Source organism: Bradyrhizobium sp. AZCC 2262, assembly GCF_036924535.1.
GTDB lineage: Bacteria > Pseudomonadota > Alphaproteobacteria > Rhizobiales > Xanthobacteraceae > Bradyrhizobium.
Window position 1 is genome coordinate 1,981,863 of the sequence record NZ_JAZHRT010000001.1, and the last position, 19,536, is coordinate 2,001,398.

The window sequence follows — 19,536 nt, forward strand, 5'->3', positions numbered from 1 at the left end:
CGGCTACGTGGCGTGCTGCGGCACAGCCGCCGCGGCATTCATCCGGCCGTCGGATGTATTGTCGACGGTGATGCTCTCCTCGTAAGTCTCCGGACCGCTCCAGATCGCGAGCGCGGTAAGGCCGGCCAGTAGTGCTGCGTAACATGCGACCGGCCACCAGCTTCCGGACCATGCCACCAGTGCTGCGGCCACGAACGGCGCCGGCCCACCGGCCAATAGCGAGCCTAGTTCGCGCGCGAAAGCGAATCCGGCGAAACGCCGCTGCGGCGGGAACAGTTCGGCGAAGTACGCCGCCTGCGGGCCGAACATCGCCGCCGTCACGACCGCGCGTGCGCCGATGAAGGCGACCGCAATCCAGATCCACTCCTTGGTGCCGACCAGCCAGAAGAAGGGGAACGCCCAGGCGATGCCGGCGAGCGCGCCGAACATATAGACAGGACGGCGGCCAATGCGATCGGAGAGCGTGGCGAAGCCGACAATGGTGAAGAGCTCGATGACGAAAGCCAGCATCAGCGCGCTGAGCGCATCGGATCTGGGTACGCCGAGCGTCGTGACGACATAGCTGAGGCCGAACACCGGGAACAGATATCCGAGACCATTTTCTGCCAGTCGTGCCCCAAGCACCACGAAGAAATTTCGCGGATGCCGCTTCAGCGCTTCCATCGCCGGGTTACGCTCCACCTTGCCGCGCGCCACCACCGCCTCGGTAAAGACAGGTGTTTCCGTGATGCGCAGGCGAACGTAGATGCCGACCATGATCAGCAGGAAGCTCGCCAGGAACGGAATGCGCCAGCCCCATGACATCAGGTCCTCGCGCGGTAGCAGGGTCACCAGCGCGAACGCGCCGGCCGCCAGCAGATTGCCGACGGAGACGCCGAGCGGCGCAAAGCTGCCCCAGAAGCCGCGGTGCTTCGGGGGCGCGTTTTCCACCAGGAAGATCACCGCGCCGCCATATTCGGCGCCGGCTCCCAATCCTTGCACGACGCGCATCGCGACGAGCAGTGCCGGCGCCCAATAGCCGATCTGGGCATAGGTCGGCAGCAAGCCGATCAGCGTGGTGCCGACGCCGATCATCAATAGCGTCGCCACCAAAACGGGTTTACGCCCGAAGCGATCGCCCATGATGCCGAACAGGATGCCACCGAGCGGCCGCACCACAAAGCCGACGCCGAAGGTTAGGAACGCCAGCAGCGTGCCGACCACCGGATCGCTTTTCGGGAAGAACAACTCGCCGAACACCAATGCGGCGGCTGTGCCGTACAGGAAGAAGTCGTACCATTCGAGCGCGGACCCGATACTGGCCGCGAGGATCACGCGCAAGCGCGAACGGCTGGTGGTATCAGCTGTCATCTCCGTCATCGTTTCCCCCGTTTTGATTTTTCATTGATTTATGGTCGTCGCATCAGGCATTGGCGCCCGCGCATCGCACGGGCGCATTCGCAAAGTTCAGGCGGCGCGGGTGAAGTAGGACTTCTTTGCCGCGGACTGGGTTTCGTAGATCGATCCTTGCCGCTTGGCTGGCGGTAGCGGCAACCGCACGGGAACGTCGGTCATCCGCGGTGCAATGACAGGATCGCCGGACAGCAGCCGGCTGTTGAACTCGTCAAAATCCTTCACGCCCATCAGCGGCCATGCGTCGCTGGCGGCGACTTCGTACAGCAAGAGGTTGCGCGGGCGGTCCGAGGTGTTCATGGCCGATCCATGCAACGCCCGAACGTGGTGAAACGACATGCTGCCGGCCTTGCCCATGCAGGGCACGGCGCGTTCGATTTCGTCCCTGATCGTATCGGGATCGATCAGGCCGGCGAAGCAACCGTCGTCGCCGTGATGGTTCCAGACCTCACGGTTATGCGTGCCCGGAGTGACCAGCATCGGCCCGTTGGCGAGGTCGCAATCGTCCAGCAGCACGCCGATCGCAAGCACGTCGTCATTGGTGTGCGGATAGAACGCCCAGTCCTGATGCCACTCGACCGGCGAGCCATACTGCGCCGACTTCATGTTGAGTTTTGAGCCGTGCAGCCGCAGGCCGGGCCCGAGCAGTTTTTTCAGGATGTCGAGCACGGGTTCGCTGCGCACGATCTCGTCGAAAATTTTGTGCACCTTGTGCGGCGTCTTGATACGGCGGACCCGCGGGTTTTCCGCTGTATGCCCCGGTTCCAGATCATAGACGTCGGTGTGTTCGAGGGTTTTGGCCGATCCCGCGACTAATTCCGCGATCACCGAGCGAACCTGGGCAAGCGTATCCGCCCCGAGAACTTGGGGCACCACGATCACGCCATCGCGTTGATAAGTCTGCACATCCTTCTCTGAGATCATTGACTTTCTTCCCGTATGTTTACGTTGTCATTTGGGATGTTAACGTTGTCATTTGCCATGTTCAAGCTGAATCGTGCATTCCTGACCTGCATTCGCTAATGTCGTCCCGATGAGCATCGCCAGCCCAGAAGAGTCCCATTCCGCTCCGACCCTGTCGGCCGTGGCCAAACTGGCCGGCGTTTCGTCGATTACCGTAAGCCGCGTGGTACGCCTGCCGGATCTGGTGGCGCCGGAAACAAGGGGCCGCGTCGAAGCCGCGATGCGGGAGCTTGGCTATGTGCCGAACCAACTCGCCGTCGGACTGGCCAGGGCCCGCACCCGTTCGATCGGCGTACTGGTGCCGACGATCGCCAATTCGATCTTCGCCGATACGGTGCAGGGCTTGTCCGACGAATTGGAGCCGCTCGGCTACGCCGTGATCCTGGCGCAGTCGCGCTACGACGCTGCACGTGAAGATCACATGCTCTCCGCATTGCTGTCGCGACGCCCCGAGGCGATCATCATGGTGGGCTCGCCCGCCACGGAAGACGGGGCGCGGTTGCTGCGGCGGGCGGGAATTCCCGTCGCGGAAACCTGGGATCTTCCGGCGACCCCGATCGACGCCGTTGCGGGGTTCAACAATTACGAAGCCGGCGTCGCGGTGGCGCGGCATCTCGTGACGCAAGGCCGCCACAGCCTGGCGTTCATCGGCGGCGACGATCCGCGCGCCACGCGGCGCTGGAACGGTTTCAACGACACGGCTCAGGCGCTCGGCGCCAAAGCGCCGCGCCGGCTGGTGCTGGATCGCAACGCCTCCGGCAGTGTCGTCGCCCTTGCAGAACTACCCGGTGTCGACGCGGTGTTTGCAGCGAACGATGCGCATGCCATCGGCTTCATGTCCGGTCTGCGAAAGGCGGGCTTGCTGCGCGACGGCCCGGCCGCGGAGCAACCGGTCGCGGTCATCGGCCTCGGCGATCTCGAAATGGGCCGTCTGATCGCGCCAAGTCTTTCCACCATCCGTGTGAACGGCGATGCGATCGGGCGCACCGCGGCAAAATTGATCATGGCGCGGGAAGGGCCGCGTCATATCGATCTCGGATTTGAACTCGTCCTTCGGGATAGTGGCTAAACCATCGAACGGGCCCGGCTATCTCCACCGGAGTAGACCCGAAGCATGCTGGTATACCGGGCTCATTTCCAAGTTCACGAAGTATGAAGGTCGAGATCCCGCGACGGCGTCCACTTCAATTTCTCATTGGCGAAATGTGGCTGCCTGTCGGGCGCGTGGGCACCGCATTGGGCGAGATGGCGTCAATTACCACGAGATCGAGCACTCTGGGGTGACAAGGCAGGCCCAGGAGCGCTTGCGAAAACGCCCCGGCGGCGATCTCAGCGAGTGCCGCGATGCCGGTGCGCCAGCGCCAGCGGCCTATTCGAAACAAGGTCGGCTGATACCGCTGTGAGATCGGCTGATCCGTTCGTATCGCCTCGAGGTGATGGAAAAGCTCGTGTGCCAAAAAAATGTCCCGCAGGTTCGCGCGTCCTAGCAGCTTTTCCGCCAAGGGTCCCACCATTGTGCGCTCGAGGAGGGCGAGCCCGCGGCTGTACAACAAGATGCGAGGTGGCCGCTGCTGGTATTCAGCGAGTCGCCAGAGCGTTCCGACCATCGGGTCGTCGTTCGATACCTCGATCGGAACGCGAAACGCTTGCGCGATGCCTTGCGGGGCGAGGCCGGAAAAGCGCACATGCAGCTCTTTAGCGGTCGCTTCTCCGTCCGCCAGCGCATCGCGGACCGCGGCCAACTGCGTGGCACCGTCCAGCCGCCAGCCGTGCGGATCCGCCTGCAGCATGGAGAGACCGAGCATTTCCGACGACGCCGACATGATGTCGATCCGCCGCGGTGAATATGTCGCCGCGACAGTCATCTTACAACCCGCGGGAGGGTGGGATGCTGATGAGCGCAACAGGATCGCTGTCGACCAGCCCGTCGAATTCGCTCCGGGTGATGGCTAGCGCCTGCTCGATCGAGTTGACGCCGGAAAGATCGATGATCTGACTGCCGATGATCACGAAAATATCCGGCGTGATAACGCTGTCACCGTTATAAATAGTGGTGTCCTCCCACAGCCGGCGCACGTCGGCGAAGCCGGTGCCTGCCGAGGCTGCGCGCACGACGCTATGGCTGCGCTGCACTCGAATGACGCCGTCAAGATCGACCGCGCGAACCGGGCTACGGCGCTTCTTGAATATTTTCCAGGACCGCTCTTCCACCTCACCCTGGAATATGCGCATACGTGGCGTCGCGGCCGCGAGCGTTACGTGCTCGAGGCCGACGCCCATTGCCTTGGCGGCTATTTCCTTGGCCTCGAGCTCCCCGACTTCATCGTTGCGCTGGCGGGCGCGCATCTCCGAGGCGCCCATCGCGGTCGCGCGGACACGGTGTGTGTGCTGGTCGACCTCGATGGTTACTTCGACATTTTCAGGCGCCGCGCCGAGCTTGACCACGGCCTCGAACGCCTCGCGCCGGATACGGCGGAGATCCTCAGGCGTCGGGTTGGGAAGCACGCGCTCGACCACATCGCGCACCAGCGCCAATGCGACGCCAATCGAGGAAATGACCTCTGCGTCTTTTGAGATGACGTGATGAAGGCCGGTGCGGCTCGATGCGTGAGGAATAAGCGCGGCCGCGCCACCGCCTTCGCCAACCAATACGGCCTGATCGCGATCGAGCTTGTATTCCGCCATCAAGTCGTCGACGACAGGAATGACCTTGTCAGTCGCGGTATCAAGGATGGCGCGCGCGGTGTCCTCAATTGACTTGCCGATCATGCCAGCAAGTGCGGCCATTGCGCGCTGCGCGGATTCCGGGTTGCCGTATGCATGCAAGCCCGGCTTGGCGTAGCCCAGCACGTTGGCGGCGCAGGTGTTGGTGATGGCATAGCGGATGCCGCTGGCCGAGCGCACGGCGACGTAATCGTCGGGATCGTCGGACTTCGGTCGAAACAGCTCGATGACGGGATCGATGATGTCTTCAGGTTTGGCGAAAGCCGAATAGGGCAGTCCGGCGATGTGGGCGCTGCGCGGCCCGACATCCACAAGCTTGCCGTCCTTGATTCGCACCATGCTGCCGCCCGCGATACCGATCACGCGCACGTCGAGCGAACTGACGTACGTCTCGTGGCCACCGACCCGCGCATATTTGACCGTCGGACGTCCGTTCCTGATAACACCGATATTGGTGCTGGTGCCGCCGACCTCGAAATAGATGCCGTCGGTCACACGCAAATGCATCAAGGCGCCGGCGACGCTTGCGGCTGGACCGGAAAGCATGGTCATGGCCGGGCGCCGGCGCATCTCGGCGATGTCCATCACGCCGCCGTCGCCGCGCATGATCATCAAGGGCGCCAAAATTCCGGCTTCGCGAACGCTGGCCTCGGTCATGACAGCGGTATCGATCATCTTCGGCAGGATGCTGGCATTGATCACGGCCGTGCGCGTCCTGGTCGTCAGGCCGTAAAGCTTAGTAATTTCGTGACCGCAGGTTGCGGCGAGGCCGGCGTCCACCACCAGCCCGCGTATTTTTTCTTCCGCTTCGCTGTCGTCGACTCCAAAGGCCGAGCTGGCGACGATGACCTTCACCTCTTCCGCCTTCAGTTCCTCGATCGCCTTGCGGCCGGTGTCGTCGGTCAGCGTCTCCTTGGTGATGAACCGGTTTACCGGCTTCAAATGACGGCCGGGTGCGAGCTCGATCGGCTTCATCGCGCTCTGGCCTTTGGCAAGCAGCGACTCGACCCGTGTCGCCATGCCGATGACGCCGACCTTGGCCACGTCGCCTTCGAGCAATGCATTGGTGGCCTGTGTGGTCGAGTGGGCGAGGAAGATGACTTCCCCGGGATCCACGCCCGAGCGTTCGAGGACGGTGCGGAAAACTTCCACAACGCCCTTTGCCACCCCGCGAGGATCGGAATGCGTGGTCAGCACGGAGAAGCGGCCGATCACGTCATGGGTTGCGTTGTCGATGAGGACGGCCTTGGTGAAGGTGCCGCCCACATCGATGCCGATACGATAGGCGCGGGCTGGTGCGGACGGTTCGGTCAAGCGTCGGCCTCCATCGTCTAGTTCAACGAACCCAGCATCAGGTAGCAGATCAACGAATTGACCGCGACCATCAGGCAACCGAAGGGAAGGGCCGTCTTCAGGAACTGGCCATGACTGACCTTGGTGTGTCCGATCGTCCACAGCGTCCATGAATTGGTCGGATCCATGCTCCCCTGCAGCACGGTCGGTGCCAGCCAGATCGAGTAAAGATATGGAATCGGGATGTCCTTGTTGGCGAGGATAATGGCGAGCAATGCCGCTCCCGTTCCGATCACCACCAGGGGGCCGCGATAGATGCTGCCGATGCCGCCCAGCACGCCGAAGAACACCGCGGCCTGCAACGGCGTGTGCGGGAGGATTGGCGCGAAGATCGGTTTCAGCGAGTTGGCGACCTCGGGCGTCTGCCCCGCGACGATGATCATTCCGCAGATGGTCCACAGCGCGGCGATGGTCGCGATATCAGGAAACGCGTCGGCGAACGTCTTGTTGAAGAGATTGACGCTCCCTTGCAACGAACGATCGCGGCCGGTCAGCACAAGCGCCAGCACGATGGAGAGAATGAAGGTCGGGATGATGTCCCATTTCATGATCAGGATCATGAGGACCGGGAAGATCGGGACGATATAGGTGTAGTAGGGCGTCCGCTTGCGGACCGGGGCTTCGCCGGCGCCGGCAACGTCGACGGAGGCCATTCGCCGCGCGCCGTTACGGAGATAGAAGGCTTCGAGCAGCCAGGCTGCCAGAATGTAGACGCCCATCCCGATCGCCCAATAGGTCAAATAGGGCGCTTCGTATTTAAGGCCGGGAAACAGCTTCTGAAATGTTCCGAATTGAACGAGATTGACGAATGTGCCGGCGCCGATCCCCATCGTGAACGCTGGCGCGGCGACCTGCGGCGGGATGCCTTGACCCAGCATGATCGGTATCGCGATGACGCCGATCGCAATCGCGGCGCCGACGCCGTACATCGACGAGAACAACAGTGCCGTGACCAGCGTTACAATCATCGCGGTGACCAGCGGTCGGTCGCCGGCGAGTTCCACCGCAGAGCGGATCACGCTCTCTGCGATACCCGTCTGGATCAGCACCTGCGCGAACCAGGCGCCGAACACGATGATGATCACGGCGCTGGCATAGGCAACGCCACCACCCTGGATGATCTTTTTCTGGATATCGTCGATGCCGATGCCTGCGATGACCGCCCAGACAATCGCAAGCAACAGAAGCATGATGATCGGGCTCTGCCCGCGGATGATCAATACGACGACCGCCAGAAATGCAACCAGCAGCCCAACGCCAACCCCAAGCTCGCTCATGGTGTTCCTTTCCCCGTTCGCTGGCCTTCTTGATCGCGGCCTTCGCGAACAGAAGTCTCGCACAATTGCCGGCGAGGACAAGCAAAGTCTGGGAATGATACCCGCTGCGTGCAGGTCGTCGAGAACTCGCGCACGGCTGACCGTTTGCGTCGCAGCAACTGCGACAGGCACCATGCGCCAAAACAAACTTCGACTTCGCGCATGCCACTCTATAGTTTCAGGTAATGAGCCCATCGCGAACAAACCGCTGGCGTCATCCAGCGCTGCAGCCCGGCTGGATCGACCGCCCGCATCAAACGCTGGGACTCGGGGACTTTCCGCTCGAGAGCGGCGAAGTCATTCGCGATTTCGAGATCAGCTATGCAACGCACGGGACACGCACGCCGGCCAGCGACAACGTCGTCCTCGTCCTGACGGCCATCGGCTCGACCCATCATCGGCTCGACTTCCTGATCGGGCCGGGCCGGCCGCTCGACTCCGACCGCCACTTCATCATCTGTGCCGATGCGATCGGCAACGGCATGAGCACCTCGCCGAGCAACAGCCGAACGCAGCCCGATCTGACCTTTCCAAGGTTTACGATACGAGACATGGTGGCCAGCCAGCGCAAATTGCTCGACGCGCTTGGCATCAGGCAGCTAGTCGCTGTGGTCGGCGCTTCGATGGGCGGCATGCAGGCGCTGCAGTGGGGCGTCAGTGATCCAGATTACATGCGCGGTATCGTTGCGCTGGTGCCGATGGCGCGAACCCGTAGCTGGTCGGTCGCCGTGAACGAGGTCGCCCGCCGCATTCTGATGACCGACCCAGGATGGCCATCAGGTCCCTTTGGCGGTGGTTACGACGCCTGGGCCGCGCAAACGCGCGTGATCACCAATCGGACGCCCGGCGCGCTTGAGGCCATCGCCGCGAGCGCCGTGCCCGGCGCCGTCGCCGATGCAGTCGCTCTTGCGCGCAAGACAGGCCCGGATCCGGTCGACTGGGTCTATCAGAGCTTTGCCTATGACGCCCATGATGTCGGGACGACACGTGGAATGGGGGGCGACACGGCTGCTGCATTGCGAACGATCCGGGCACGAACGCTGCTTCTCGTCCCGGAGCTCGACCTCTACAATCCGGTCGAGGATGCGGTGGAAGCGGCAGCCCTCATTCCGAACGCCACGCTGGTGCGTTTGGGCGGCAATGCCGGTCACGCCGTTGCGGCGGAGACCTCGACACAACTCGCAGGCATCTGCAGCGCAATCAGCGAGTTCATGGTCCGGCTCACCGCTTGAGCTCTGCGTAACCTGCAACTGTTACCGACCGTCAGCGCTGCTTGACAGAGCCTGACGCCAGGATCACCTTCAATCAAAGCTCTGCTGCGCTTCAAACAAAAAATCAAAAGTTCTGGAGGAAATCCATGTCAAAACTGCTGAGCGACAGTGACGTCGCCAACTTCCGCGAACGCGGCTATCATTTTCCGGTCGATGCCTTGAGCGAAAGCGAGGTGGCCGGCTTTCGTCAGAAGTTGGAAGCCTATGAAGCCAGCACCGGGGGGCCGATCAAAGGCGAAATGCGGCATCGCAGTCATGTGCTCTTTACCTGGATCAACGACATGATCCGGCATCCCAAAATCCTTGATGCCATGGAAGATTTGCTTGGGCCCAACATCCTGTGCTGGAACACCAGCTTCTTCATCAAGGAGCCGCACGATCCGGGCTTCGTTTCCTGGCATCAGGACGCGACCTATTGGGGTCTCAGTTCATCCGATGTGGCGACGGCCTGGATTGCCATGTCGCCGGCAAACAGGGTCTCCGGCTGCATGAAATTCGTCGCCGGCACCCACAAGGAGCAGGTCAAGCATGAGGATACTTTCGACCAGAATAACCTTCTGACGCGTGGTCAGGAGATTGCAGTCAAGGTCGACGAGGACAAGGCTGTCTATGTCGAACTCAAGCCAGGCCAGGCTTCGCTGCACCATGTGTTGCTGTTCCACGGATCGGAGCCGAACCGTTCTGACGAGCGGCGTATCGGTTTGGCGGTGCGCTATATCCCGACACATCTCAAGCAGGCGGTCGGGCAACGGGATTGGGCGACGCTGGTGCGCGGCAAGGATACTTACGGCCATTTCCAGCCCGAATATGTGCCGAAGAAGGACCTCGAGCCGGAAGCGCTGGCGTTCCACAAGATGGTGTCAGACGAGCAGGTGCGGGTGCTTTATCGCGGGACCGACAAAACCGCGTACCGTGCCTAGTGGTTTTTGCCCGCCATGCCTCGGCGCGGGACGTCCGTCCTTCGCCGCGGCCGCGGATTCCCTGGTCAATGAACGCGATAGCCTATTGATGCACGCCGTCGCGGCTAACTCCGCCGGCCGATTCCTCGCGCTTGACCTCGGGAAACAACCACATCGCAAAGATCATGAAAAATCCGAGGAAGGCGACGACATACTGCAGGATATCATGTCCCAGTGCGTGCTGGAAATAGGCGGCAATCGCCGTGACCAGCACGACGAGCAGTGAAAGACCGAGTTTGATTTTGACGGGCATCGCTGCTTCCTCCGGGCAGGCTCAGGATAGAGTGATGAGAGACGGCCCCGCGACTCTTGCCAAGGCGGCGAGCGCCAGTATTTGAACGCCGACCAGGACGATCAGTCCGGTCCTTCCGTCGCGTAACGACGATGGGAAAGCCTCGAACAGCCCCGGCGTAAACAGCATCGCAAGGCCGGCCACGACGATCAACGTGCTCCACCTTAGCTCGGTGTAGCCGTAGAGAGCGGTACCCAGCACAAGCGCGGCCAGCAAAGCGGCGTTGCCGAAGACCAGCAGCGTCGCTCCGACTGATCTTGCCGAATCCGGACGCGACCGAAGCGGAAACATCCCGGCCACGACGAGAAAGGCGACCGTGCAGATCGTTGCGAAGGCCGCGAACCAGAGCGAGGAAACCCAGTTCGGCTCGATGGCTTCCATTGCGGGCTCCGTTTGGTCTTATTCGGCCGGTGTGGCGAAGCCGGTCGACTGGCCTGCCACGCTCGGCCTGGGCGTGCGCGAGGTCTTGCGCATGTTGGTTTTGACGAAGCGGGTGTCGTAGCCGTTGAAGAGATGGCCAATCAGGCCGCGATCGAGGTCAGAGGTGCCGAGCAGCCAATCCATCACGGGGAATGTCAGGTTCATGTTCCGCTCCATCATGATCGATTGATTGTGATGGGCGGTATGGTGGCGCCGGATCGTATTGACGAAGGGCGCATGGCGCACGAACCGATTGTCATCGACATGGCAGCAGAAGTGCATGAACTCGTAGATCAGGTACATCGATGTCGTCGTCGAGATCAAAAGCCAGCCGACATTGGGCGAGACCAGCCAGCCGAGGACTATCGCCGGCGGGATCGACATCATCGTAAACGTCACCAGCGCGTAGGGCGGGAAGAAGGTCACGCGCCAGTCGTGATGATCGGCAAACCGCATCTCCTGCTCGGTGAAGAACTGGTGGTGCATCAGCGTGTGCCGGTTATAGATCGCGCGAAACGCCTTGATCTGGGACGGGCGATGCATGACGAAGCGGTGAATCCACCATTCAAAGAAATTCGCGAACAGGAATGTCACCGGCACGATGGCGAACTCCCACCAGCGCAGGCTGCTGAGGTTGGCGAAATAGACCGATAACGCGGTGAAGCCGATGACATAAATGACGAAAACGTGCAGCCAGCCATTGTACCAGCCGGCAATCCGGTAGCGATAATTGGCCCGATAGTTCCGCTGACGCTCCGTCATGGGGCTCGCTGACAGTTCCATCGCGCTTCTCCGTCTCTGGCCAGGTCGAATCCATAGGGCAGGCGTCCCTGATATATCACCAATCTATTAGGTGAACAACGCGCTTTCGTCCCATATTTCGGCGGCCTTGCATGAAAATAGCGCTTGATGGGATGTTCCTGATATATTTATGGTATGGCAAGCGCGCACGGCAGATGCGCATCACTCAGGGAGGGATTTCCAATGAGGTTGACGCGTCGCGACTTTTCCAAGCTCGCTGGGGCCGGCGCGCTCGCCGCCGCCGCCCCCTCGGTGTTTTCACCCGCCATCGCACAGGACAAGCCGCTCAAGATCGGAATTATCGCGCCGCGCTCGGGCGTCGTGGGTACCGCTGGCGAATGCGGCATTCGCGCCGTGCAATGGGCGACCGAACGCCTGAACAAGAGCGGCGGAATCGCCGGCCGCAAGATCGAGCTAGCGATTGAGGAAGAGACCAACCCCAAGGACACGATCGAACGTTTCCGACGCCTGATCCTGCAGGAAAAGGTCGAAGCCGTGCACGGGCTGCTGTCGACTGGCGTCAGCCTCGGCGTCGCGCCGGTGGCGGAAGAGGAGCAGGCGCTGCTGGTGATGTGGGATGGCACCACGCAGGATGGCGTCAAGGAAATGATGCCGAACCCGCGCTACGTGTTCCGTTCGACCGATAACGAGTGCGAAGCGGTGATGGGATCGCTCTTGGCGATCAAGCACTTCAAGGGCAAGTTCAAGAAGGTCGCCGGCATCAACCCCGACTATTCCTACGGCCGCAACAATTGGGAAGCCTTCAAGCAGATCCTGGCGCGCTACGGGGTCGAGTCCGAATTCGTCGCCGAGCAATGGCCGAAGGTCGGGACGATGGATCTGACCTCGCATATCGCGGCGCTCAAGGCGTCGAAGCCGGACCTGATCTTCTCGTCGATGCTGTTTGCGGATCTCCCCGTCTTCATGAAGCAGGGCCACGCCGCGGGGCTGTTCGAGGGCGTCAAGCTCGTGCTGCCGGCGGCAGGCTGGCAGATCAACCTGTTGAAGAAGGAATTTATGCCGGAGGGCATCATCTTCGGCCACAATACGCTTTATTTCGATCACCCGCAGGCCTCGCCGCTGCAGAAGGCGTTCGTGAACGATTACATGGATCGCTACAAGGAAGCGCCGCATTGGGAGGCGGAGCGGGCCTATTTCGCGCTCGTCGCCTACAAGGCAGGCGTGGAGGCCGCGCAAAAGGCCGCGAACAAATGGCCGACCCAGGAGCAGGTGGCGGAAGCCATGCCAGGCCTGGAAGTCGAGAGCCTGGGCGGCATGGGCCGCTTCCGCAAGGACAAGATCGCTGAACAGATCTTCTACCAGGGTCCCTCGACCAACAACAATAAATACGATTTTCCGACGCTGGCATCGATCGACAGCTTCAGCGCAGCGCAGCTGCAGAAGCCGCCTGGCGTGGATTTCTGGGAGTGGATCAAAAATGGAAAGATGCCGGTCTGAGGCATGACTGAACTTGTGGACGTCGTCCTCGGCGGGACGTTCCACGCCGCGGTGCTGTTTCTAGTGGCCGCGGGTCTGCAGCTCGTGTTCGGCGTGCAGAAGATCGTCAATTTGGCTTGCGGCTCGTTCTACGCGCTCGGGGCGTATTTCGGGATCACGGCGGTCGGCATGGCGCTCAAGCTCGGCATGCCAGCGCCGCTGTTCTTCCCCGTCCTGATCCTCGCCGGGCTTGCCATCGGCTTGGTTGGGCTGCCGATCGAGCGGGTGCTGCGCACGATCTATCGCCGTGATGAAAGCTACCAGCTGCTGATTACCTTCGGCTTCCTACTGATGTTTCAGGATGTGTTCCGCTTCCTGTGGGGTGCGACGCCGCGGAGCATGGATAACGTCTATATGGCGTACGGCACGACGCAAATCTGGGGCGTCAGGGTGCCGACCTACAATCTCCTGGTGATTGCCGCGAGCCTTGGCATTGCCGTCGCACTCGGTCTGCTCCTGGAACGGACCAAGACCGGACGCATCGTTCGCGCAACGGCCGAGAACCGCGACATGGCGGAAGGCCTCGGCGTCAACGCTTCGAGGATCTTCGCGCTGGTGTTCACGGTGGGCTGCATGCTGGGGACGGTCGGTGGCGCGCTGGTGGTGCCGTCCAGCGCCGCATCGCTCGATATGGCGGTCGAACTCGTGGTGGAAGCGTTTGCCGTGGTCGTGATTGGCGGGCTCGGCAGCATGCGCGGGGCGCTGGTCGGGGCCCTCATCGTCGGATTGATGCGGGCAGCCGCTATTTCGCTGATGCCCGAGATGGAGATGCTCTCGGTGTACCTGGTCGTCGTCGCGGCTCTCATTCTCAAACCGGCCGGCTTGTTCGGGAAGGCGACTGCGTGAGCATTCCCTCGATCGACATATCTTCCCCGGTGCGCGCCCAGCGCTCCGGGCTGCGCGTCAACGGATTGTGGGTTCTGCTTGGCCTTTTGGCGATCATGGCGCTGTTGCCGCTGGTAGCATCGCCCTATGCCATCATTCTGATGCTCCCGTTCATGGGTTACGGCATTGCGCTGCTTGGGTTCAATCTGCTGTTCGGCACCACCGGCCTGCTATCGTTTGGGCACGCGCTATTTCTCGGCATCGGCGCCTATACGGCCGCGGCGCTGACCTTCAAATTCGGCGTGCTGAGTTTTGAGCTGTTGCTGATCACGGCCGCGCTGATATCCGGCCTGATCTCGTTGGCGGTCGGTGCGCTGTGTGTCCGCTATACCCGGATTTTCTTCGGAATGCTGACACTCGCCTTCGGCATGCTGTTTCACTCGTTCCTGTACAAATTCTACAATATCACCGGCGGCGATCAGGGCATGCGGGTGCTGCGGCCGCTGCTGCTTGGAATGGAATGGCGCGGCGGCAAGACTGCTTTCCTGACCGGGCCATTTTACTACTACGCCCTGGTCTTGTTCGCACTGCTCAGCCTCGCCATGTGGCGCATCACCGGGTCGCCGTTTGGATTGCATCTGCGCGCTATCCGCGAGAACGCGGGCAAGGCCGCCTATGTCGGCGTTCAGATTTTCCGAATGCGGCTCGCCGCCTTCGTGATCTCGGCGGTCTATGGCGGCATTGGCGGCGTGATCCTCGCGGTCACCACAGGGCTGGCTGATCCCGAACTCGCCTATTGGACCCATTCGGGCAATCTGGTCTTCATGGCGGTACTTGGCGGAAGCGGCACCTTTGCAGGGCCCGCGATCGGTGCGCTGGCTTTCGTGTTGCTGCAGGACTTTGTCATGTCCATCACGCAATATTGGCGATTTGTGATGGGCGCGGTGCTTGTGCTGCTCGTGGTCTTCATGCCGCAGGGCCTGTCGGGTGCCGCCGAATTTCTCGTCAACCGGCGCAAGGGAGGGCGTTGACATGCAGCCCGACCGCATTGCGTCACCGGTAGGCACGCCGTTGTTCGAAACCATCAGCGTTTCGAAGGCCTATGGCGCTTACATGGCGCTGAGCAACGTCTCGTTCAGCGTCAGCGATGGCGAGTTCGTTTCGATCGTCGGGCCCAACGGAGCTGGCAAAACGACCCTGGTCAACGTTGTCACCGGTCTTCTCAGGCCTACCGTCGGAGAGGTCCGGTTCCTGGGGAGGGATATCGCGGGCGTCGGTCCTGTCGAACTCGCCCGGCGCGGCATGTCTCGCGCCTTTCAACTGGTCAATATCTTTCCCGCGCTGACTGTGCGTGAAACGCTGGCAGTGGCCGTCGCGTCGCGGTTGCGCCGGATCTCAAATCCATTCCGCTCATTGAAGCGCGATGATGCGCTTCAAGCCGACGTCGAACGGGTCGCCGACGTGCTGGGCCTGCGTGCGCGGCTCGACAGCATTTCCTCGACGCTTTCACAAGGCGAGAAGAAGCTGGTCGATATCGCTTCCGCCTTTGCGCTCAATCCGACGGTCATTCTGCTGGATGAGCCGACCAGCGGCGTCTCGACCGGCGACAAGCATTCGATCATGGAAGTGTTGGTCGTCGCGGCAAGAGCGGCCGGCGTGCGCGCCATTGTCCAGGTTGAGCACGATATGGACCTTGTCGAGCGCTATTCCCATCGTATCGTTGCGCTGCAGGAGGGCACCTTGCTGGCCGATATGCCGCCCGACGCGTTTTTCGCTGATCCGGCGATGATTTCTGCCGTGGTGGGAGCCCGCCCGCAGATCCGGAGAAGGGCGCCATGATGCTGAACGTCGCGAATTTGAAAGTCGATATCGAGGGCAGTCGGATCCTCAATGGCATCAGCCTGTCGGTCGCGGCCGGCGAACTGGTCTGCCTCGTCGGGCGCAATGGCGCCGGCAAGACCACGACATTTCGCAGCATCATGGGTTATCGCCGCGCGCTTTCGGGCGACATCACCCTCGATGGGACTGATCTGACAAGACTGCCGACGTGGCAGATCGCGCAGCGCGGTATCGGATTTTCTCCCGAAGAATCGGAAGTCTATACCGACCTCACCGTGGCTGAGAATATCGAGCTCCCGACCTGGACGCGGCTCTCGGGTAGGCCTGGTGCCGCCCGTATCGAGGAAGCCTACACGGTATTTCCGAAGTTGCGCCAGTATCTCGCGCGTGGTGGTGGGCAGCTATCCGGCGGCGAGCGCAAGATGGTATCGATTGCCCGGGCGTTGACGCTCGATCCGAAACTGCTGCTGCTCGACGAGCCCTTTGAGGGTCTGTCGCCAGCGATCATTCCCCTGATCGCGGAGGGCGTGGCTTCGATCCGCGCCATGGGGAAGGGGGTGTTGATCGCCGAATCCAACGTTCATCACATTCCTGAATATGTCGACCGGATTTACGTGCTGGAGCGCGGCGAGGTAATGTTCTCGGGCACGCTGACGCAGGCGCATCACGACCGCGACGTGATGCGGGTGATTGCCGGGCAGGTCGAGGTCGCCTCGTGACCGGACGGCTACCGGCGCAGGACAGGAGGACGCGATGAAACGCTATGTCGGAGACCGGACCATCGACGGCGTCAAGGTGACGGTCGATGGCAAACCGCTTGATCCCTGCACCAAGGTGTTCGAATTCAGCAAGAACGGCTTTGAGTGGAGCTATGAAGGCCCGGAGCCGCGCCAACTCGCGCTGGCGTTGTTGGTCGATCATCTCGGCGACAAGGACGTCGCCAAAGCCAAGGTCGAGGACTTCATGAGTGCCATCGTTGCGAATTTCGACAACGAATGGGAGATGACCTCGGACGATCTCGATCTCGCCCTGACCTCGCTTGCCGGCAAGGCGGCCTAGATGCGACTGCAGTATCGCGCCGCGGTGCTGCATGCGCCGCAGACACCGATGTCGATCGAAACGGTCACGGCGACAGCCCTGAAGCCGACCGACGTGCTGGTGCGGATTAGGGCGGCAGGACTTTGTCACACAGATCTCGAAGTGATTGAAGGATCGCTGCGTTATCCCTTGCCGATCGTGCTTGGGCATGAAGCGGCGGGCGTGGTCGAACAGGTCGGGACTAGCGCCCGCGGCGTCAAGGCCGGCGACCATGTCGTGCTGTCATGGAATCCGCATTGCGGGCATTGCTTCTACTGCGACCGCGACGCGCCGATTCTGTGCGAGGAGTATCTCGGCAAGGGGCCGCAGGCGTTGGCGTTCGATGGCGAGAGCCGGGCCATGCTTGCGGACCAGCGCGCAGTTGGGCAATTGATGTTCCTGGGATCGTTCGGCGAATACTGCATCGTGTCCGACCAGCAGGCGATCCCGGTACCGAAGGAGATTCCGTTCGACCGTGCCTGCCTGATCGGCTGCGGTGTCATGACCGGCGTTGGCGCGGCGCTCAATCTCGGCGCGGTCGCCCACGGCGACAGCGTGATGGTGATCGGCTGCGGCGCGGTCGGTCTCGCCGCGGTGCAGGGCGCGCGGCTGGCCGGGGCGGGAACAATCATTGCCGTCGACCTCGACCCGGCCAAGCTGGCACTGGCCGCAAAGGTGGGCGCGACCCATGGCGTTGACGCGTCAAAGGAGGAGGTGGCGGCTGTCGGAAGGCGAGAGACCGACGGCCGCGGCGCGGATGTTGTGATTGAGTCCGCAGGCGCCGCATCCGCATTTCGCGTTACGACAGAGGCTGTGCGCCCGGGCGGCCAAGTCATCTGGCTCGGCAAGATCGACGTGAACAAGGATGTAGCGTTTCGCTGGGGCTCCCTTATGCAGGAAAAGCGCATTCGCCGCGTCAGTTACGGCAACGCGCGTCCGCGCCGCGATTTCCCGCTGCTGGCGCGGGCGTATCTCGACGGTTCGCTGATGCTGGATGATCTGATCTCGCGGCGGATCAAGCTGGAAGAGATCAACGACGGATTTGCAGCGCTGAAACGCGGCGAAACCATTCGCAGTGTCATCATGTTCGATTAGATCGCTTATGAATCGAGCGTCTTGCGTGCAAAATCCTCGATATAGTCGATCAGCCGGTCCGACGCGCTGGCAGCTGCCTTTGCCTTCTTCTGCGCGACTGCTTCGGCGACCGCAGCGTGCAGCTTGGCAGCTAGCGGCAAATCCGCAACCTCCTGATAGTGCTGATACCAGAAGCGTCGCGACAGCGCGTTCATCAAGCCCATCGACCGCCGGGCGAATTCGTTGCGGGCTGCCGTCGCGATCAGGATGTTGAAACGTTGGTCAAGCCGCATAAAGGCGATGTCATCGGCTTTGGTCGCGGCGGCAAGCATCGCCGCGGCGATCTCGGAAAATTCGCTGCGCTCGTCAGGTGTGGCCCGCTCCGCGGCCAAACTGGCCATGAGGCGTTCCAGTTCGCGCCGCACCTCGAGCAGCCTCAGCTGGAGTTTCAAATTGATCTCGGAAACCATGATGCCGCGTCTGGGCATGATCACCACGAGGCCATCCCGAGCCAGACGTTGCAGGGCCTCGCGGATCGGCGTTCGACCGATCTTCAGCCGGAGCGCAAGAGCCTGCTCCGACAGGACCGTTCCGGGCAGCAATTGGAGGGTGACGATCCTTTCCTCGAGTTCGCGGTAGGCGCGATCTGTCAACGTGCCATCCTCGGCCTCGATCGCCTTGGATCGACGTACGGGCGAATTTCTGGATTTGGATTTTTTCTTCAAAATTGATTCCATAGGCGGCGAGCTGGAAGGTCTAATCACGTCCCAAGCATATATCGACCATATATCAGAAGAACAATGATCAGGCGACTGCTATGCGGCACTATGCTCCTGTATCCCTCCTGCTCGGTCGCCGTCCCCGGGGCAAGGAGATGTTCGAACCATATGCTACGCCTGCAGCCCAGCAAGGACGTGGTCCTCATGTCGGCCAATCTCAGCGACTTCGAGCTCTCAGGCGTGGCCTCAGTTGCGGAGACCGGCTCAAGCTAGCTATGATGGATTGGATCGAGAGTTCAGGTTTGCGCGCATCCACGATGTGTGCACCGGGAGTTCAAGGATAAATGCAAGTCTGGCCTTGAGGGCCAACAACACTGAACAGGATTAAAATGCGGATCGGGCTCGACGACGATTTACTGCTGGTAATTGATGTGCAGAACGACTTCTGCTCGGGCGGGGCGCTTGCGGTTGCGGATGGTGATGCCGTGGTGCCTTTCATCAACCGCCTTGCTGAACGCTTCGGTCATGTTGCGCTGACCCAGGATTGGCATCCGGCGGGTCACAGTTCCTTCGCCACTTCGCATCCGGGGTCGTCGCCGTTTCAGACCATCAACATGCCGTATGGCCAGCAAACCCTGTGGCCCGATCATTGTATCCAGGGCACGCCGGGGTCTGCCTTCCATCCGCAGCTTCAGACCCAGCGGGCGCAATTGGTCGCGCGCAAGGGTTTCCGGCCCGCGATCGACTCCTATTCGGCATTTTTTGAAAACGACCGACGTACGCCGACGGGGCTGGCGGGCTATCTGCGCGATCGTGGCCTGAAGCGTGTTTTTCTGGTTGGGCTCGCTACCGATTTTTGCGTCTATTATTCGGCTGTGGATGCGCGACGGCTCGGCTTCGACGCCGTGTTGATCGAAGCCGGGTGCAGGGCGATCGATCTGGCCGGATCGCTCGATGCGGCGTGGGACGGAATGGCTCAGGCCGGCGTGCAGCGCGTCAGCGATATCGCTTAAA

Annotated in this window: 20 protein-coding genes; 11 read left to right on the forward strand and 9 right to left on the reverse strand. The window is 61.6% G+C overall.

Annotated elements, in window-relative coordinates; translation table 11 throughout:
- Positions 1-3 precede the first annotated feature (3 nt).
- Complete coding sequence (locus V1283_RS09360) at positions 4-1,359, reverse strand: MFS transporter (protein ID WP_334386143.1); 1,356 nt, start codon at positions 1,357-1,359, stop codon at positions 4-6.
- Positions 1,360-1,446: 87 nt separating this feature from the next.
- On the reverse strand, positions 1,447-2,316 hold the full coding sequence (locus V1283_RS09365) for a phytanoyl-CoA dioxygenase family protein (protein WP_334386144.1): 870 nt from the start codon (positions 2,314-2,316) through the stop codon (positions 1,447-1,449).
- Between the two features lie 109 nt (positions 2,317-2,425).
- Between V1283_RS09365 and V1283_RS09370 the strand changes: the two genes are divergently transcribed.
- Complete coding sequence (locus tag V1283_RS09370) at positions 2,426-3,424, forward strand: LacI family DNA-binding transcriptional regulator (protein ID WP_334386145.1); 999 nt, start codon at positions 2,426-2,428, stop codon at positions 3,422-3,424.
- A gap of 115 nt (positions 3,425-3,539) precedes the next feature.
- On the opposite strand, the gene V1283_RS09375 is transcribed toward V1283_RS09370, so the two are convergent.
- Genes V1283_RS09375 through V1283_RS09385 form a run of 3 tightly spaced genes read right to left on the reverse strand, consistent with a single transcriptional unit; the run spans position 3,540 to position 7,709 of the window.
- Positions 3,540-4,220, reverse strand: a complete 681-nt coding sequence (locus V1283_RS09375) for a hypothetical protein (RefSeq protein WP_334386146.1) — start codon at positions 4,218-4,220, stop codon at positions 3,540-3,542.
- Position 4,221: 1 nt separating this feature from the next.
- The gene (locus tag V1283_RS09380; RefSeq protein ID WP_334386147.1) at positions 4,222-6,393 is read right to left on the reverse strand and encodes a hydantoinase/oxoprolinase family protein; all 2,172 of its coding nucleotides are present in this window, start codon (positions 6,391-6,393) and stop codon (positions 4,222-4,224) included.
- Positions 6,394-6,410: 17 nt separating this feature from the next.
- Positions 6,411-7,709, reverse strand: a complete 1,299-nt coding sequence (locus V1283_RS09385) for a hypothetical protein (protein ID WP_334386148.1) — start codon at positions 7,707-7,709, stop codon at positions 6,411-6,413.
- A gap of 224 nt (positions 7,710-7,933) precedes the next feature.
- On the opposite strand from V1283_RS09385, the gene V1283_RS09390 reads away from it, so the two are divergent.
- Both V1283_RS09390 and V1283_RS09395 read left to right on the forward strand, forming a co-directional pair.
- Positions 7,934-8,980, forward strand: coding sequence for an alpha/beta fold hydrolase (locus V1283_RS09390; RefSeq protein WP_334386149.1), 1,047 nt, complete (start codon positions 7,934-7,936; stop codon positions 8,978-8,980).
- A 125-nt stretch (positions 8,981-9,105) separates the two neighbouring features.
- Positions 9,106-9,939 carry a phytanoyl-CoA dioxygenase family protein gene (locus V1283_RS09395; RefSeq protein ID WP_334386150.1) on the forward strand — a complete coding sequence of 278 codons (834 nt, stop codon included), beginning with the start codon at positions 9,106-9,108 and terminating at the stop codon, positions 9,937-9,939.
- A gap of 82 nt (positions 9,940-10,021) precedes the next feature.
- On the opposite strand, the gene V1283_RS09400 is transcribed toward V1283_RS09395, so the two are convergent.
- Genes V1283_RS09400 through V1283_RS09410 form a run of 3 tightly spaced genes read right to left on the reverse strand, consistent with a single transcriptional unit; the run spans position 10,022 to position 11,473 of the window.
- Complete coding sequence (locus V1283_RS09400; protein ID WP_334386151.1) at positions 10,022-10,231, reverse strand: hypothetical protein; 210 nt, start codon at positions 10,229-10,231, stop codon at positions 10,022-10,024.
- Positions 10,232-10,252: 21 nt separating this feature from the next.
- Positions 10,253-10,651 (reverse strand): hypothetical protein, encoded by a 399-nt coding sequence (locus tag V1283_RS09405; protein WP_334386152.1) that lies wholly within the window; start codon positions 10,649-10,651, stop codon positions 10,253-10,255.
- An 18-nt stretch (positions 10,652-10,669) separates the two neighbouring features.
- Positions 10,670-11,473, reverse strand: coding sequence for a sterol desaturase family protein (locus V1283_RS09410; protein ID WP_334386153.1), 804 nt, complete (start codon positions 11,471-11,473; stop codon positions 10,670-10,672).
- Positions 11,474-11,674: 201 nt separating this feature from the next.
- Here V1283_RS09410 and V1283_RS09415 point away from each other — a divergent pair, with 201 nt between their 5' ends.
- From V1283_RS09415 to V1283_RS09445, 7 genes are read left to right on the forward strand one after another with little or no spacing between them, the layout of a single operon-like run.
- Entirely contained in the window at positions 11,675-12,949 is a 1,275-nt protein-coding gene (locus V1283_RS09415) for an ABC transporter substrate-binding protein (RefSeq protein WP_334386154.1), read from the forward strand.
- Between the two features lie 3 nt (positions 12,950-12,952).
- Entirely contained in the window at positions 12,953-13,834 is an 882-nt protein-coding gene (locus V1283_RS09420; RefSeq protein ID WP_334386155.1) for a branched-chain amino acid ABC transporter permease, read from the forward strand.
- Entirely contained in the window at positions 13,831-14,844 is a 1,014-nt protein-coding gene (locus V1283_RS09425; RefSeq protein ID WP_334386156.1) for a branched-chain amino acid ABC transporter permease, read from the forward strand. Before V1283_RS09420 ends, V1283_RS09425 begins: the two co-directional genes overlap by 4 nt.
- Position 14,845: 1 nt before the next feature.
- Positions 14,846-15,652 carry an ABC transporter ATP-binding protein gene (locus V1283_RS09430; RefSeq protein WP_334386157.1) on the forward strand — a complete coding sequence of 269 codons (807 nt, stop codon included), beginning with the start codon at positions 14,846-14,848 and terminating at the stop codon, positions 15,650-15,652.
- The gene (locus tag V1283_RS09435; protein WP_334393009.1) at positions 15,652-16,371 is read left to right on the forward strand and encodes an ABC transporter ATP-binding protein; all 720 of its coding nucleotides are present in this window, start codon (positions 15,652-15,654) and stop codon (positions 16,369-16,371) included. The genes V1283_RS09430 and V1283_RS09435 overlap by 1 nt, the downstream gene beginning before the upstream one ends.
- Positions 16,372-16,405: 34 nt before the next feature.
- The gene (locus V1283_RS09440) at positions 16,406-16,711 is read left to right on the forward strand and encodes a DUF6166 domain-containing protein (RefSeq protein ID WP_334386158.1); all 306 of its coding nucleotides are present in this window, start codon (positions 16,406-16,408) and stop codon (positions 16,709-16,711) included.
- A complete protein-coding gene (locus V1283_RS09445) occupies positions 16,712-17,824 on the forward strand; it encodes a Zn-dependent alcohol dehydrogenase (RefSeq protein ID WP_334386159.1) in 1,113 nt (370 codons plus the stop codon).
- 5 nt (positions 17,825-17,829) lie between these two features.
- On the opposite strand, the gene V1283_RS09450 is transcribed toward V1283_RS09445, so the two are convergent.
- Positions 17,830-18,540, reverse strand: coding sequence for a GntR family transcriptional regulator (locus V1283_RS09450; protein WP_334386161.1), 711 nt, complete (start codon positions 18,538-18,540; stop codon positions 17,830-17,832).
- Between the two features lie 371 nt (positions 18,541-18,911).
- Between V1283_RS09450 and pncA the strand changes: the two genes are divergently transcribed.
- Entirely contained in the window at positions 18,912-19,535 is a 624-nt protein-coding gene (pncA, locus tag V1283_RS09455) for a bifunctional nicotinamidase/pyrazinamidase (RefSeq protein ID WP_334386162.1), read from the forward strand.
- Position 19,536 lies beyond the last annotated feature (1 nt).

Bases quoted from the DNA above. Each gene is read 5' to 3' on its own strand.
- V1283_RS09360 (WP_334386143.1), bottom strand. From the start codon at position 1,359: ATGACGGAGATGACAGCTGATACCACCAGCCGTTCGCGCTTGCGCGTG.
- V1283_RS09365 (WP_334386144.1), bottom strand. From the start codon at position 2,316: ATGATCTCAGAGAAGGATGTGCAGACTTATCAACGCGATGGCGTGATC.
- V1283_RS09370 (WP_334386145.1), top strand. From the start codon at position 2,426: ATGAGCATCGCCAGCCCAGAAGAGTCCCATTCCGCTCCGACCCTGTCG.
- V1283_RS09375 (WP_334386146.1), bottom strand. From the start codon at position 4,220: ATGACTGTCGCGGCGACATATTCACCGCGGCGGATCGACATCATGTCG.
- V1283_RS09385 (WP_334386148.1), bottom strand. From the start codon at position 7,709: ATGAGCGAGCTTGGGGTTGGCGTTGGGCTGCTGGTTGCATTTCTGGCG.
- V1283_RS09390 (WP_334386149.1), top strand. From the start codon at position 7,934: ATGAGCCCATCGCGAACAAACCGCTGGCGTCATCCAGCGCTGCAGCCC.
- V1283_RS09395 (WP_334386150.1), top strand. From the start codon at position 9,106: ATGTCAAAACTGCTGAGCGACAGTGACGTCGCCAACTTCCGCGAACGC.
- V1283_RS09400 (WP_334386151.1), bottom strand. From the start codon at position 10,231: ATGCCCGTCAAAATCAAACTCGGTCTTTCACTGCTCGTCGTGCTGGTC.
- V1283_RS09405 (WP_334386152.1), bottom strand. From the start codon at position 10,651: ATGGAAGCCATCGAGCCGAACTGGGTTTCCTCGCTCTGGTTCGCGGCC.
- V1283_RS09410 (WP_334386153.1), bottom strand. From the start codon at position 11,473: ATGGAACTGTCAGCGAGCCCCATGACGGAGCGTCAGCGGAACTATCGG.
- V1283_RS09415 (WP_334386154.1), top strand. From the start codon at position 11,675: ATGAGGTTGACGCGTCGCGACTTTTCCAAGCTCGCTGGGGCCGGCGCG.
- V1283_RS09420 (WP_334386155.1), top strand. From the start codon at position 12,953: ATGACTGAACTTGTGGACGTCGTCCTCGGCGGGACGTTCCACGCCGCG.
- V1283_RS09430 (WP_334386157.1), top strand. From the start codon at position 14,846: ATGCAGCCCGACCGCATTGCGTCACCGGTAGGCACGCCGTTGTTCGAA.
- V1283_RS09435 (WP_334393009.1), top strand. From the start codon at position 15,652: ATGCTGAACGTCGCGAATTTGAAAGTCGATATCGAGGGCAGTCGGATC.
- V1283_RS09440 (WP_334386158.1), top strand. From the start codon at position 16,406: ATGAAACGCTATGTCGGAGACCGGACCATCGACGGCGTCAAGGTGACG.
- V1283_RS09445 (WP_334386159.1), top strand. From the start codon at position 16,712: ATGCGACTGCAGTATCGCGCCGCGGTGCTGCATGCGCCGCAGACACCG.
- V1283_RS09450 (WP_334386161.1), bottom strand. From the start codon at position 18,540: ATGGAATCAATTTTGAAGAAAAAATCCAAATCCAGAAATTCGCCCGTA.
- pncA (WP_334386162.1), top strand. From the start codon at position 18,912: ATGCGGATCGGGCTCGACGACGATTTACTGCTGGTAATTGATGTGCAG.